The 13,581-nt window shown below is 50.8% G+C and carries 11 protein-coding genes, 4 tRNA genes and 1 pseudogene; 11 read left to right on the top strand and 5 right to left on the bottom strand.

What is annotated here, in order from left to right; all coding sequences use genetic code 11:
• Positions 1-4: 4 nt before the first annotated feature.
• The 5 genes from wecG to AYY16_RS09180 all read left to right on the top strand — a co-directional run bounded on the left by wecG (position 5) and on the right by AYY16_RS09180 (position 1,365).
• Positions 5-766 (top strand): lipopolysaccharide N-acetylmannosaminouronosyltransferase, encoded by a 762-nt coding sequence (gene wecG, locus AYY16_RS09200; protein WP_067365381.1) that lies wholly within the window; start codon positions 5-7, stop codon positions 764-766.
• 146 nt (positions 767-912) lie between these two features.
• A tRNA-Arg gene (locus tag AYY16_RS09195) sits at positions 913-989 on the top strand.
• Positions 990-1,069: 80 nt separating this feature from the next.
• Positions 1,070-1,145 (top strand) — tRNA-His (locus AYY16_RS09190).
• A gap of 34 nt (positions 1,146-1,179) precedes the next feature.
• Positions 1,180-1,266: transfer RNA gene (locus AYY16_RS09185), tRNA-Leu, on the top strand.
• Positions 1,267-1,288: 22 nt separating this feature from the next.
• Positions 1,289-1,365: transfer RNA gene (locus AYY16_RS09180), tRNA-Pro, on the top strand.
• Positions 1,366-2,170: 805 nt separating this feature from the next.
• Here AYY16_RS09180 and AYY16_RS09175 read toward each other — a convergent pair.
• The 4 genes and pseudogenes from AYY16_RS09175 to hemC form a co-directional block, all read right to left on the bottom strand.
• Positions 2,171-3,370, bottom strand: a complete 1,200-nt coding sequence (locus AYY16_RS09175) for a heme biosynthesis HemY N-terminal domain-containing protein (protein ID WP_067365378.1) — start codon at positions 3,368-3,370, stop codon at positions 2,171-2,173.
• A gap of 3 nt (positions 3,371-3,373) precedes the next feature.
• A complete protein-coding gene (gene hemX / locus AYY16_RS09170; RefSeq protein ID WP_082970671.1) occupies positions 3,374-4,639 on the bottom strand; it encodes a uroporphyrinogen-III C-methyltransferase in 1,266 nt (421 codons plus the stop codon).
• Between the two features lie 96 nt (positions 4,640-4,735).
• Positions 4,736-5,473: a uroporphyrinogen-III synthase gene (gene hemD, locus AYY16_RS09165; protein ID WP_067365375.1), complete on the bottom strand. Its 738-nt coding sequence runs from the start codon at positions 5,471-5,473 to the stop codon at positions 4,736-4,738.
• Positions 5,470-6,410, bottom strand: a pseudogene (gene hemC / locus AYY16_RS09160) (hydroxymethylbilane synthase). The gene hemD and the pseudogene hemC overlap by 4 nt, the downstream one beginning before the upstream one ends.
• Positions 6,411-7,063: 653 nt before the next feature.
• On the opposite strand from hemC, the gene AYY16_RS09155 reads away from it, so the two are divergent.
• On the top strand, positions 7,064-9,655 hold the full coding sequence (locus AYY16_RS09155; protein WP_067365372.1) for a class I adenylate cyclase: 2,592 nt from the start codon (positions 7,064-7,066) through the stop codon (positions 9,653-9,655).
• Between the two features lie 65 nt (positions 9,656-9,720).
• Here AYY16_RS09155 and cyaY read toward each other — a convergent pair whose 3' ends face one another.
• Positions 9,721-10,038 carry an iron donor protein CyaY gene (cyaY, locus tag AYY16_RS09150; protein ID WP_067365370.1) on the bottom strand — a complete coding sequence of 106 codons (318 nt, stop codon included), beginning with the start codon at positions 10,036-10,038 and terminating at the stop codon, positions 9,721-9,723.
• 79 nt (positions 10,039-10,117) lie between these two features.
• Between cyaY and lptM the strand changes: the two genes are divergently transcribed.
• From lptM to yigB, 5 genes are all read left to right on the top strand, one after another.
• On the top strand, positions 10,118-10,312 hold the full coding sequence (lptM, locus tag AYY16_RS09145) for an LPS translocon maturation chaperone LptM (protein WP_067365367.1): 195 nt from the start codon (positions 10,118-10,120) through the stop codon (positions 10,310-10,312).
• 66 nt (positions 10,313-10,378) lie between these two features.
• The gene (gene dapF / locus AYY16_RS09140) at positions 10,379-11,203 is read left to right on the top strand and encodes a diaminopimelate epimerase (protein WP_067365364.1); all 825 of its coding nucleotides are present in this window, start codon (positions 10,379-10,381) and stop codon (positions 11,201-11,203) included.
• A gap of 24 nt (positions 11,204-11,227) precedes the next feature.
• A complete protein-coding gene (locus AYY16_RS09135) occupies positions 11,228-11,944 on the top strand; it encodes a DUF484 family protein (protein WP_067365361.1) in 717 nt (238 codons plus the stop codon).
• The gene (gene xerC / locus AYY16_RS09130) at positions 11,941-12,858 is read left to right on the top strand and encodes a tyrosine recombinase XerC (protein ID WP_067365358.1); all 918 of its coding nucleotides are present in this window, start codon (positions 11,941-11,943) and stop codon (positions 12,856-12,858) included. Before AYY16_RS09135 ends, xerC begins: the two co-directional genes overlap by 4 nt.
• Positions 12,858-13,574 (top strand): 5-amino-6-(5-phospho-D-ribitylamino)uracil phosphatase YigB, encoded by a 717-nt coding sequence (gene yigB, locus AYY16_RS09125; RefSeq protein ID WP_067365355.1) that lies wholly within the window; start codon positions 12,858-12,860, stop codon positions 13,572-13,574. The genes xerC and yigB overlap by 1 nt, the downstream gene beginning before the upstream one ends.
• Positions 13,575-13,581: the final 7 nt, after the last annotated feature.

Here is a 13,581-nt window from a genome sequence, read left to right as displayed (position 1 = left end):
GAGTATGGAACCGTTATCATCTGATGCCGGCAGTACGGAACAAATCCCGCAATACAGTATCCGTAATTACCCGATTTGGGGATTCCGTGATCAGGCGCATTTTCTGAATTATTTGTTTGCGGACGGACAGATTAAACGCGGAACACTGGTGGCAATGAATGCCGAGAAAGTGATGACCGCAGAACAGGACGAGGCGCTGAATACGCTGCTGAGCAATGCAGAGTATCTGTATGCTGACGGCATCAGTATTGTCCGGGCTATACGCCGTAAATATCCGCAGGCGGAGGTTTCCCGTGTTGCCGGTGCTGATTTATGGGAAGCGCTGATGGCGCAGGCCGGGCAGGAAAACACGCCGGTCTTTCTTGTCGGTGGTAAACCGACGGTGCTGGCGGAAACAGAGGCTAAGCTGAAAGCACAGTGGAATGTGAATCTGGCCGGTACTCAGGATGGATATTTCACCCCGGAGCAGCGTGATGCACTGTTTGAGCGCATCCGTGACAGCGGGGCAAAGATTGTGACTGTCGCCATGGGATCGCCGAAACAGGAAATCTTTATGCGTGATTGCCGTAAGGTTCATCCGGATGCCCTTTATATGGGCGTAGGCGGCACCTACGACGTGTTTACCGGACATGTGAAGCGTGCGCCTAAAGTATGGCAGAATATGGGGCTGGAATGGCTTTACCGCCTGTTATCACAACCAACCCGCTTTCGCCGCCAGTTTAAATTGCTGAAATTTCTTGGTTATTATTACGGAAATAAACTGTAAACAGGGCATTTCAGGGAGCTTTTTGCGGAAAAACGCTCTCTTTCTCAGCGAAACGGATAAAGACTGAGCAAACAATACATTTGTGAAAAAAAGCACTGGACAGATAATAGAGAAATCCGTACTATTCTTTCCCGCAACGGCGTAAAGCGCCCGTAGCTCAGCTGGATAGAGCGCTGCCCTCCGGAGGCAGAGGTCTCAGGTTCGAATCCTGTCGGGCGCACCATTAAGTGTGCACAAGTTACGGATTAAGTATTTCGCTGTTGTAAGTAGTTGTAGTTTGTAGTAAAATGTTACGATGTGATGGTGGCTATAGCTCAGTTGGTAGAGCCCTGGATTGTGATTCCAGTCGTCGTGGGTTCGAGTCCCATTAGCCACCCCATTTTACATGTAGCATTGACTGTAGTGATGAACCTGCGAGGGTGGCGGAATTGGTAGACGCGCTAGCTTCAGGTGTTAGTGTTCTTACGGACGTGGGGGTTCAAGTCCCCCCCTTCGCACCATCATCATGAAAAGTCAGACTTTCGGCGAGTAGCGCAGCTTGGTAGCGCAACTGGTTTGGGACCAGTGGGTCGTAGGTTCGAATCCTATCTCGCCGACCATATTCAGAAAAAGCCCCGCTTATAGCGGGGCTTTTTCGTTTCTGCCGTTCTGTTATTTTTCATATTATTGCTTTCCTCTCTTTATTTCTTCTGTTTAACTAATCCTGCTAATCCTGCTAATCCTGCTAATCCTGCTAATCCTGCTAATCCTGCTAATCCTGCTAATCCTGCTAATCCTGCTAATCCTGCTAATCCTGTTTCTCTGATTGTTTGTGAAAAAATGGTTGGTGAATATCTTTTGTGTATTTAATGACTGAGTTATTTATATTAAAAATCAATTAGTTATATTGATTGTGTGTATTTGGCGACAATGGGCATAATCCATGTCGTTAATATGAGACACTTAATGTATTGATTTATAATGAAAATAATATTGATATCAAAAAGCGTCTCAAAAAAGAGACAGTGCGGGCAGATTTGCGCCGGTCATTTAGCTCAGGGGGGAAGGGCAGAAAAAATAAACCCACGGAAACCGTGGGAAAATAAGGAGGCGTAATAGTTGGCACGGGTTGTGCATTACTCTGAGTGTAGATGCTCATCTCATTTCTTATGATTGCGAAAGCTTCATAAACCCGGAGATGATGCAGAGCTAGATTCGGTGCCTATTGTCCGGGTTATCGATGTAAAAGATCCCGAAATCTTTACATCAACAACAGGACGTAACGTTGAGTGAGGCACCACCCGTCTGTAGACCTGATTGTATTTTTATACACCTATCGTTTCACGATAGGTGTTTTTTTATGTCTTATTTTTGCCATCAATACATGATGTCGTCAATCTCTTTTAATGACGTATCAGTGTAAAGTTAATGGTTCTCATCCGGCAGTGTCAGTGTGTCCAGCAGTGCATTGCGGCGGATCATTGCTGACTCTTCATATTTCTTTTGTTTATCCAGCACATCGGCAAGCCAGGCGGCATCATGTGTATCCCTGCGGGTATTCAGGGCGGATTTGAAGTATTGCTCAGCGTCTTCCCACCGGCCTTCCTGCATCGCCATTTGCCCCAATGTACTGTTGAGCAACGGTTGTTTGCTGTCATCTTTCTGTAGCTGGTTCAGTATTTTACGGATAGCTTTCGGATTTTCTGTCCGGATACGTGGCAGCAGTATCAGCAGGCGATCATCTTTCTGTCGTTTCAGCCCGTCAAGTATCACGGCTTCTGCATCACTCATATCATCACCGGCAATAAAGTGCTGTGCAGCGGCTACCGCCAGATCCGGATTATGACGCAGATGGCGGCTCAGATTTTTCCACCAGTGGCGCAGTGCATCACTGCCATCCTGATCGGCAACCTGCTGCATCATACCGAGCCAGGCGCGGGTTTCTGTCTGCTCAACCTGCTCATCAGTAAACTCACCGGATTTTTTCATTGCCGGCAAGATGGCAACCAGGGATTTCCAGGCACCGGAGCGTGCATAAACCTGCTCTGCCAGACGCAGTACTTCCGGATGGCGCGGGGCAATATCCAGCAGGTTATCAATTGCGGTGCGTGCTGCCGGAATTTCATTACGGGTCAGCAAAATACGTGCGCGGGTGATATCAACCGGTAACTGGTGATTTCCGGCCAGTTCAGCTGCCCGTTCAAGATATTGATTAGCCCGGATATTATCACTGCGCTGTTGTGCTGCTTCTGCGGCAAGTAAATAGTTGACCAGCGGTTGTTCGGCATTATCTGCACTGCGGCTGAGCAATTTTTCCACCTGGCGGAAATCGCCTTCTGCCAGTTTAAGCAGGGCGTCATTGGTCAGGCTGCGGGCGCGGTTGCGCTTATGACCGCCAAACCAGCCCAGAGTCCGGGAACTGCCGGTTCTCAGACGACGCCAGCACCAGCCGAGTAATATCAGCGCGGCCTGTAATCCGAGAAAGCAGATAACGAGCCCGGTGACACTGGTTTCAATGTCATAATCATCAGTCTGGATCAGTACATAGCCCTGATGTCCGGCGACCAGCGGTCCGATAATGATCCCCGCGATCAGGACAAGGAACAGAATAAAGAGTTTAAACATCCGTTATCCCTCCTGTTTTGGTGCTGCTTCCGGCACAGCAGGCGCCGGCTCTGCGGGTACTGCCTGTGGTTCGGCAACCGGTGGTGGCAGAGCCTCATCATTGAGCAAACGGCGGATCCGCGTCTGTACCAGTTTATCCAGCAGCGGCTGGCTGGACAGGCTGTCCGGTATGCTCATGGCGACAGGCTGTGCGGCTAATTCATCAATTTCTTTCAGGAATGCAGTATTTTCCGGGTCATTATCCGCAAAATATGCACGAACCCAGGTGGAGACTGAATCCAGTGCCTGTTTGTAGCTCTCTTCCTGGTGACGCGGCACCGCCTGAGCGGCAATCAGCAACTGGGCGCGGATATTTTCACGGACATAAATATCCTGATTTGGTGCCAGCAGAGGTGCAGCGCTGCTGTCGCGGCGGCGGATAGTAATAAAGTCACTCATAAAGCTCTGCCAGCTTTTGGTCAGGTTTGTCCGCCAGTCTGCAACGGATGATGTGATACCTTCGCTGTCGCTGCTGTCCATCGGCGCACCGTCACGGCTGCCATCATCAATACGCAGGTTATCAACCTGATTTGCCAGTTGATTCAGGCGTAAAATAGTGCCGTCAAAATCGATCTGGCTGACCGCTGAGAGCGCGGTGATATCATTACGCAGCGCGGTCCGGACATCCAGCAGACCGGGGTCGTTCATTTCTGCCAGGCTGGCATCGGCATTTTTCAGTAATACCATGGCGGTGACGACATCCTGATCATTCCATAGCTTGCGTTCTGCCATTTTGACCAGAAAATCAGCCTGTGCTATCAGCCAGCTTTTTACATCGGCACTGGACAAGGTGCTGACACGGCTGCGCAGCAAATCCAGCTCATGTTTCAGTGTGGCATCCTGTTGCTGATACTGAGCGCTGAGTGCTGATTGCTGAGTGATAAATTCCTGCATTTGTTTATGGCTTTGCAATTGTTCCTGCTGCAACTGCGCCATCTGTGATTTCAGCTGTGCGTTTTCCGCTTCCAGCCGCTGTGACAGTGTTTGCGTATTGATCTGCGATGCATACCATACACCGCCGCCGATCAGTAAAATAACGGCGAGCGCAACGGCACTGCGCAGAAAACCGGACTGCGGTTTTTTTTCTGCGGCAGAGGGTTCGGGCGGGGTGTGTCCGCGCGTTGGTGTTTCCGGCTGTGCGGTTGTGTTGTTTTTAGCTGACGCCGCTTTTTCAGTGACGTTTTTTCCGGCAGATTTTTCCCGGGCCGCGGTTTGTTTATCCGCCTGCACCGCTGTATCAGATACGCCATCCTGTGTGTCAGGCGTATCAGCAGATCCGGTTTTTTTTTTCGAGTTCCGTCATAAGTGGCGTCCCATATTTTTTATTCATTGTAGAGCCTGAAGTAAGGCTTCATTGTCTGCGCTGCGGGCAATAATAATATGTTGCCAGCCCAGAGAGTGTGCAATCGCCGCCAGTCTGTCACTGACAACGACTATCCGGCACTGAAATAACCAGCTGATATGTGCCGGCGGAATAAGTTGTCTGAGCAGTTGCAGCATTTCGCCGCTGGTGACCACCAGGGTGTTAACCTGTTGTTCCTGCCACCGCAGGGCGCATTCTCCGCCATCATACTCAACAGGCTCCCGGCGGTAACATTCACAGTAATTTACGTCAGCACCGCGTTCGCGCAGGGTCTGAGCAAGATGCTCTCTGCCGCCGTTACCGCGCAGTAAAAGGATACGGCGTCCGGTCAGTGTCTGTAAATCCGGGCGGGTCAGCAGATGCTCACTGGTTTCGCCGCCGGACATAAACCCGGCGGGTAATCCGGTCAGAGCCTGAAAATACTGTGCAGTTGACTGCCCGATACCATAATAGCAAAACTTATCAGACCACAGGTAATTCTGTTGAATCAGCCGTTCATTTGCGTGATAAACCGCATTCTTTGACAGCAGAAAAAGGGTATCACCGGGAGAAAGTGCCGCCATTTTTGTGGTCAGCAGCGGCAGTTCGTTTCCGGGCTGTATCCGGATCAGCGGGGCAGAAATGGCATTCTGCCCGCGCGCGCGCAGTGCGGTGACCAGGGTTTCACCGGCCGGGGAAGGGCGGGTGACCAGGATGGTCATGCAGGTGCATGCCCCTGATAAACCTCAGTCAGGATAGCCCGTGCGCCTTTATCAAGCAGCTCTTCTGCCAGAGAAACACCGGCAGCGGCGGCCTCCTGCGGCGTACAAAGCCGCTCACCACGGATAACTTCACTGCCGTCCGGTGCGCCGACCAGCGCCCGCAGCCAGATGTTATCACCCTGCCAGACTGCATAACTGCCGATTGGCACCTGACAGCCACCTTCAAGGCGGGTATTCATCGCGCGTTCCGCCCGGACACAGATATCAGTTGCATCATGATTGAGCGCGCTGAGCAGAGAACGGGTGTGTTCATCATCCAGACGGCACTCAATGCCCACCGCACCCTGACCGACAGCCGGGAGTGACTCTTCCGGTGACATTGTACAGCGGATACGGGCGTCCAGCTTCAGTCGTTTCAGTCCGGCAGCAGCAGGATAATGGCATCGTATTCACCGTTATCCAGTTTACCCAGCCGCGTGCCCACATTACCGCGCAGGTCGCGGATCACCAGATCCGGACGGCGTTCCCGTAACTGACACTGGCGGCGCAGGCTGGAGGTACCGACAATACTGCCCGGCGGTAATGCCTCAACAGACGCGTACTGATTGGAAACAAAGGCATCGCGCGGATCTTCCCGCTCACAAATAGTGACTAAACCCAGTCCGTCCGGGAAATCCACCGGGACATCTTTCATGGAATGCACGGCAATATCCGCCCGGTTTTCCAGTAATGCCATCTCCAGCTCTTTCACAAACAGACCTTTACCGCCCACTTTTGCCAGTGGCGTATCAAGAATAATGTCACCTTTGGTCACCATCGGGACCAGTTCGACATGCAGTCCCGGATGCCGCTGTTCAAGCGCTTGTTTAACAAATTCGGCCTGCCAGAGAGCGAGCGGGCTTTGACGGGTAGCGATGCGCAACAGTTGATTGGTCATGATAATTGTCTGGGATCCTTGTCTTTTTATCCGGATTTCAGGAGTTAAGGGTAACCGGAAAAATAAGAAAAACTGCCTTTGTTTTATCATTTTGCTGATTATTTTTCCAGTTATGTGACGAGATCTGCCCGGCAGATAAGGCCGAAAAATGACGAATCTGATTATCAGGTGGCAAGAGTATGTCAGGAGGTGATTAAAATATATTTTAAATAATTAAATTAATTTGTAGTTCCGGTAATTAATTAAATCGTTTCAACTTAAATAACTAATTAATTGTATTATTAAAATATATAAAATATACATAAAGGGATACGTAATGTTACTTTTTTGGTCAAAAAAAATACAGCCGGGGGGTTGAATCAGATTTACGGGTTATTTCCTTACACTATTTGTGTGTATCACAATAATTTTTATGGAAAATAGAGTATTTACAACTATTTATATCCGGATTGATAACTTTGGGTAATCGTGCCTTTTTTAGTCTCATGCTTTACCCTTTGCCCTGAAGGTGTTAGATTGATCACGTTTCCGGCAATTTAGCATTGATTCCAATTCTTATCATTTTCAGCGTCATCATTAGTCTGTATTCATTTACACATAAAGCCGGACATCAGGTCATTTCCAGTTACATGAAATAAAATCAGGCGAACCCTTTGTATCTCTATATTGAAACTCTCAAGCAGCGTTTGGATGCAATAAATCAGCTCAGATCAGAGCGCGCGACCATCGGGATGAGTCGGGCGTTTACAGAAGTGTATGGTTTGTTGCCCGTGTTGTTGCACCATCACCATCCTGATATGCCGGGCTATGTACAGGGCAGCGTGCCGCATGGCGTCTGTTTCTGGGCATCTGACGATTTTCAGACTGACTGGATGAGTGACTTTTCCCGTCAGCATGGTGAATGCAAGCCGTGCAATGCCAACGGCGAACTGCCGATAACCGGCATCTACTCTATGGGCAGCACCTCCTCTGTCGGTCAGAGCCATTCGTCTGATCTGGATATCTGGGTTTGTCATCAGTCCTGGCTTGATAATGATGAAAAACAGAATTTACAGCGCAAATGCACATTGATTGAAGAGTGGGCTGCGGGTAAAGGGATTGATGTCACGTTCTTTCTGATCGATGAAAACCGTTTCCGCCATAATGCCAGCGGCAGCCTTAACGGCGAAGACTGCGGCTCGACCCAGCACATTTTACTGCTTGATGAATTTTATCGCACCGCTGTGCGGATGGCCGGTAAGCGCCTGCTGTGGACGATGGTACCGGCAGAAGAAGAGCATCACTACGATGAATATGTGATGTCACTTTATGCGCAGGGTGTATTAACCCCGAATGAGTGGCTGGATTTGGGCGGATTGGGTGAATTATCAGCAGAAGAGTACTTTGGTGCCAGTTTGTGGCAACTGTATAAAAGTGTTGATTCACCGTATAAAGCCGTTATCAAAAGTTTACTGCTGGAAGCTTACTCGTGGGATTACCCGAACGGGCAGCTTCTGGCGACAGAGTTTAAGAAACATCTTCATGCCGGTGAGATAGTCCATTACGGACTGGATGCCTACTGTATGCTGCTTGACCGCATCACGCGTTATCTGAAAGCCATTAATGATGAAACCCGCCTTGATCTAATCCGCCGCTGTTTTTACCTGAAAATCTGTGAAAAACCGCCTGCCGGAGTCAGTGAACGCGCATCCGGTGGCTGGCGCTGCCAGGTACTGGCGGAGATGGTTACCGCGTGGGGATGGTCACCGGAACGTCTGGCGATACTTGATCGCCGCAATGACTGGAAGATTGAGCAGGTGCGCGATGCGCACAATGAGTTGCTCGATACCATGATGCAAAGCTACCGTAACCTGATCCGTTTTGCGCGGCGTAACAATCTGAGCGTCAGCGCCAGCCCGCAGGATATCGGGGTTCTGACCCGGAAATTGTATGCGGCATTTGAAGCACTGCCGGGGAAAGTGACCCTGGTGAATCCGCAGATTTCGCCGGATCTGTCAGAAGAGAATCTGACCTTTATTTATGTTCCCCGCGGGCGGGCTAACCGCAGCGGCTGGTATCTGTATAATCAGGCACCGACCATTCATACCATTATTGGTCATCAGCCGCTTGAATATAACCGCTATCTGAATAAGCTCGTTTCATGGACCTACTTTAACGGGCTGCTGACAGACAAAACCCGCGTGTATATTCATAACGGTGAATCTCACTGTGATGAACAAAAATTGCATGAACTGGTGCATGATGTTTCACTAAATTTCCCTATCAGCCTGCCGGCACCGACCCCGCGTGCGCTTTACAGTCCGTGTGAAATCCGTCATCTGGCGATTATCGTCAATCTGGAGCAGGATCCGACGGCTGATTTTGCGCAGCAGGTTGTTCATTTTGATATGAGCAAACCGGATGTATTCAGTTTCGGCGAGGAGCAAAAGTGCCTGGTCGGCAGTATTGATTTGCTTTACCGCAACTCATGGAACGAAGTCCGGACACTGCATTTCAGCGGCGAACAGTCGGTGCTGGAAGCCATCAAAACGATTTTGGGCAAGATGCACCAGGATGCGGCACCGCCGTCAGGCGTGGAGGTCTTCTGTTACAGCCGTCATCTGCGCGGGCTTATCCGTACCCGTATTCAGCAGTTGGTTTCTGAGTGTATTGAACTGCGCTTAACCACTAACCGTCAGGATCCGGGCCGCTTCAAAGCTCTGCGTCTCGCCGGTCAGACATGGGGATTGTTCTTTGAACGTCTGAATGTCTCAGTACAGAAACTGGAAAATGCCGTCGAATTTTACGGCGCTATCTCCAATAACAAACTGCGTGGGTTTCCGGTAAAAATCAGTACGGAAACCGGGCATCTGCCGGATGTGGTGGATGGCTATGCGAGTGAGGGGATTATCCAGTTTTTCTTTGAAAACCGTGATGATAACGGATTCAATATTTACGTACTGGATGAATCAAACCGCGTGGAGATTTATTCAGGTTGTGAGGGCAGTAAAGATGATCTCGTCCGTGATGTCAGCCGTTTTTACTCGTCTTCCCACGACCGTTTCACTTATGGCTCCAGCTTTATCAATTTTAATCTGCCGCAGTTTTATCAGATTCTGAAAACAGACGGAAAAACACAGGTGAAACCTTTTCACGGTAATGTATTTTCGCATCTGGCGGTTGAAGAGCGCGGTGATACCCTGTATTCGGATTTTCATACTGAGATAGCACCACTACAGTATCAGGCCGCCGGGCAGCGCGGCTGATGTTGTGCAACGGCACAGGTTTTGTACCATCAACCTGTGCCGTCAGTCTGTAATGTCTGCGGGTGTCAGAAGCGGAAGGCTTCACCACTCTGTTCGCTGACCGCCTCTGACAGCATGGTAAAAAACTCCCCGCCGCTGCGATCACAAATCCATTTATCTGATTTCAGACTAAAGTGATAGCCGCCGTTACGGGCTGCCAGCCAGATCTGATGAAATGCTTCCTGCCGGTTGATAATAATTTTTGAGCCATTTTCAAAGCTCAGAGTCATTACGCCGCCATTGGTTTCGCAGTCAATATCAGCGTCGCCGTCGTAATTATCTAATTTATCTTCAATATCCTGCATCAGAACATCGGCTGTCTGGTGAAATTCTGTATCGTTCATCGTCATTTCCTATTTGCTTTTCGACATCTAACTGCGATTATAGAGGGTATTGACCGATGATTAACAGGCATGACTGTAAATGAATAAAAAAATGATCTGTGCGGCGTCCGCTGTGATGCTGCTTACTTTGTCCGGCTGCGGACTGAAAGGCCCGCTTTACTTCCCGCCGGCAGAGCCTGCCGCGGCGAAAAGTGCCCCTGCTGATAACGCAGATGTGCCGCCGGCTGCACAAAAGAATAAAGCGGCTGAAACCGGCAGCACGAAACAGCCGTGACCGGATAGCCACCGGATAGCCGCCGGAGAACTCCCCCGGTTACTGACGCATACACAGGATCTGAACATGCAGTTCACCAAAATGCACGGTCTGGGCAATGATTTTATGGTGGTGGATGCCATCACCCAGAATATCTATTTTTCACCGGAGCTTATCTGCCGTCTGGCAGACCGGCACACCGGCGTTGGTTTTGATCAACTGCTGGTGGTTGAAGCACCTTATGATCCGGAACTGGATTTTCACTACCGTATTTTTAATGCAGACGGCAGCGAAGTTGCCCAGTGCGGTAATGGTGCGCGCTGTTTCGCCCGGTTTGTCCGCCTGAAAGGGCTGAGTAACAAACGGGATATCCGGGTCAGCACACAGTCAGGGCGGATGGTGCTCAGTCTCACGGATGATGACAATGTCCGGGTGAATATGGGCGTACCTGAGTTTGATCCTGCACTGGTACCGTTCCGGGCGGTGAAAGAAGAAAAAACCTATATTATCCGCGCAGCAGAGCGCACTGTTTTGTGCGGCGTGGTATCAATGGGCAATCCGCACTGTGTTATCCAGGTGGAAAATACAGAAATAGCCGAAGTGGATGTGATAGGGCCTGTGCTGGAAAGCCACGAGCGTTTTCCGGAGCGGGTGAATATCGGGTTTATGCAGATACTTGCGCCTGATCATCTGCGTCTGCGGGTTTATGAGCGCGGTGTGGGCGAAACACAGGCCTGCGGAAGTGGTGCCTGTGCGGCAGTGGCTGTCGGGATCCGTCAGGGATTATTGTCGGACAATGTCCGGGTTGATTTGCCGGGCGGACGCCTGTTTATCAGTTGGGAAGGCGAGGGGAAACCGCTGTTTATGACCGGTCCCGCCACCCATGTATTTGATGGTGTTATCCATCTTTAAATGTCATAAAGAGGATGAATATCGATGGACAGTCTACAGGATACGGCTGCCACGCAGGCTGAACGTCTGCGTGAACCGGATGATGCCGCCGTTCTCGCGTACCTGAAAGCACATCCGGATTTCTTTATCCGCAACGCCTCACAGATTGCAGAAATGAGTATCCCACATCCGGTAAAAGGGGCGGTTTCTTTGGTTGAATGGCAACTGGGGCGTCAGCGTAACCGGATTGATACCCTGACGGATGACCTGGCTCAGCTGATGATGGCGGCCGGGGAAAATGAACAACTGTTCTCGCGTCTTCTCAAACTTCTGGCCTCTCTTTCTGCTGCCACGTCACTCGATGATTTTTCTGAACGTCTGAATATCTGGGCAAAGAGCCTGAAACTCAGTCATGCGCGGATCCGTCTGTTTTCGGATTGCTGGCGTCTGGGTGCGCCGTTCCGCAATCAGGAACTGGCACTGTCCCGCTCACATTTTGAAACGATGCGACTTTCCCGTTTTGGTGATCGCAACCACTTTCTCGGTCGTCTGACTGCACCTGAAATTCAGCTGCTGCTGCCGGACAGTGCTTTTGTCGGTTCGGCGGCGGTGTCGTTGCTCGGCGCACAACATGACCTCGGTGTGGTGGTATTCGTCAGCCGTGATAAAGAGCATTACCATAACGGCATGGGTACGGCGATGCTGGATCAGGTCGCGTATTTCCTGCCGCAATTGCTGCAACGCTGGGCAGAACTGGCATGACCGGCACACCAACAGAACAATTGCTCGTACCCGTGGAGCAGTTTTTGCAATATCTGCGGGTTGAGCGCCGGTTAAGCCCGGTGACTATCACAAACTACCGGCGGCAGCTCACAACACTTGCCGGGATGATGATCAGCAGCAAAATCACCGACTGGGTGCAACTCGAACCGGCAACCGTCCGGATGCTGGCGGCAAAAAGCCGCCGTACCGGGTTACAGCCGGCAAGCCTAGCGCTGCGCCTCTCTTCCCTGCGCTCATTCCTGGACTGGCGGGTCAGTTGTGGTGAGATGTCCGCGAACCCGGCAAAAGCGGTCAGCGCGCCGAAACAGGGGCGTCATCTGCCGAAAAATATGGATGTCGATGACATCACCCGCCTGATGGACATAGAAAGCAATGATCCGCTGACCGTACGTGACCGCACCATGCTGGAAGTGATGTACGGCGCGGGATTGCGGCTGTCTGAGCTGGTCGGACTGAATACCGGTGATATTGATTTGGCAGGCGGTGAGGTCCGGGTGCTGGGGAAAGGCAGCAAAGAGCGCAAAGTCCCGCTCGGGCGGATGGCAGTCAGTTGCCTTGAGCGCTGGCTGGAACTGCGTGAACTGTATGATCCGGACTCCACGGCGATATTTATCTCCACCAAAAGCGGCAAACGGATTTCCGGGCGCAATGTGCAGAAACGTTTTGAATACTGGGGTATGCATCAGGGGCTGAACAGCCATCTTAATCCGCATAAACTGCGTCATTCATTTGCAACACATATTCTGGAATCGAGCGGCGACCTGCGCGCGGTACAGGAATTGCTGGGGCACGCGAATCTGTCCACCACACAAATTTATACCCATCTGGACTTTCAGCATCTTGCCAATGTGTATGATGTTGCACATCCGCGCGCCAAACGAGGAAAACCCTGATGCGTTTTTACCGTCCCCTTTTACCTGTCCGCGCCATGACCTTTGATCTTGACGATACGCTGTATGATAATCGTCCGGTGATGGATAAAACCGAAGAGGCAGTAACTGCGTTTATCCGTCAGTATGACCCGCGTTTCAGTGAGTTACCTGCGGATTATATTACTGTCTTCCGTAACCGGGTGCGTCGGCAGCATCCGGATATTTATCATGATGTCAGCCGCTGGCGTATGCTTTCCTGGCGCTCCTTTTTTCTGCATTACGGCTATACCGCAGCACTGGCACAGACCGGTACGGATGCTGTTATGGATCATTTTGCACAGTGGCGCAGCCGTATTGATGTGCCGCAATCCACCCATGACACTCTCGCGTTGCTGGCTGAAAAAATCCCGCTGGCGGCGATCACCAACGGCAACATGGAGCCGGAAAAATGCGGACTGGCAGATTATTTCACCTTTGTCCTCAGAGCCGGTGCTGACGGACGCTCAAAGCCTTTCTGTGATATGTATCAGACCGCTGCTCAGCGCCTGATGCTGCCACCCGCCAACATACTGCATGTCGGCGATAATCTGAATACGGATGTGGAAGGCGCACTGCGCAGCGGAATGCAGACCTGCTGGATAAATCTTGACGGGCGCGATGTCTATCATGATGCCGAAACCCGCCTTTTGCCGCATATTGAAATTACACAGTTGGATTCTTTAGTCGGACTGTTATAATTTTATC

Source organism: Morganella psychrotolerans (assembly GCF_001676155.1).
GTDB lineage: Bacteria > Pseudomonadota > Gammaproteobacteria > Enterobacterales > Enterobacteriaceae > Morganella > Morganella psychrotolerans.
This window is presented reverse-complemented; position numbering and strand designations above follow the sequence as displayed.

Bases quoted from the DNA above. Each gene is read 5' to 3' on its own strand.
- AYY16_RS09135 (WP_067365361.1), top strand. From the start codon at position 11,228: ATGGACAGTCTACAGGATACGGCTGCCACGCAGGCTGAACGTCTGCGT.
- dapF (WP_067365364.1), top strand. From the start codon at position 10,379: ATGCAGTTCACCAAAATGCACGGTCTGGGCAATGATTTTATGGTGGTG.
- lptM (WP_067365367.1), top strand. From the start codon at position 10,118: ATGAATAAAAAAATGATCTGTGCGGCGTCCGCTGTGATGCTGCTTACT.
- xerC (WP_067365358.1), top strand. From the start codon at position 11,941: ATGACCGGCACACCAACAGAACAATTGCTCGTACCCGTGGAGCAGTTT.
- cyaY (WP_067365370.1), bottom strand. From the start codon at position 10,038: ATGAACGATACAGAATTTCACCAGACAGCCGATGTTCTGATGCAGGAT.
- AYY16_RS09175 (WP_067365378.1), bottom strand. From the start codon at position 3,370: ATGTTTAAACTCTTTATTCTGTTCCTTGTCCTGATCGCGGGGATCATT.
- hemD (WP_067365375.1), bottom strand. From the start codon at position 5,473: ATGACCATCCTGGTCACCCGCCCTTCCCCGGCCGGTGAAACCCTGGTC.
- yigB (WP_067365355.1), top strand. From the start codon at position 12,858: ATGCGTTTTTACCGTCCCCTTTTACCTGTCCGCGCCATGACCTTTGAT.
- wecG (WP_067365381.1), top strand. From the start codon at position 5: ATGGAACCGTTATCATCTGATGCCGGCAGTACGGAACAAATCCCGCAA.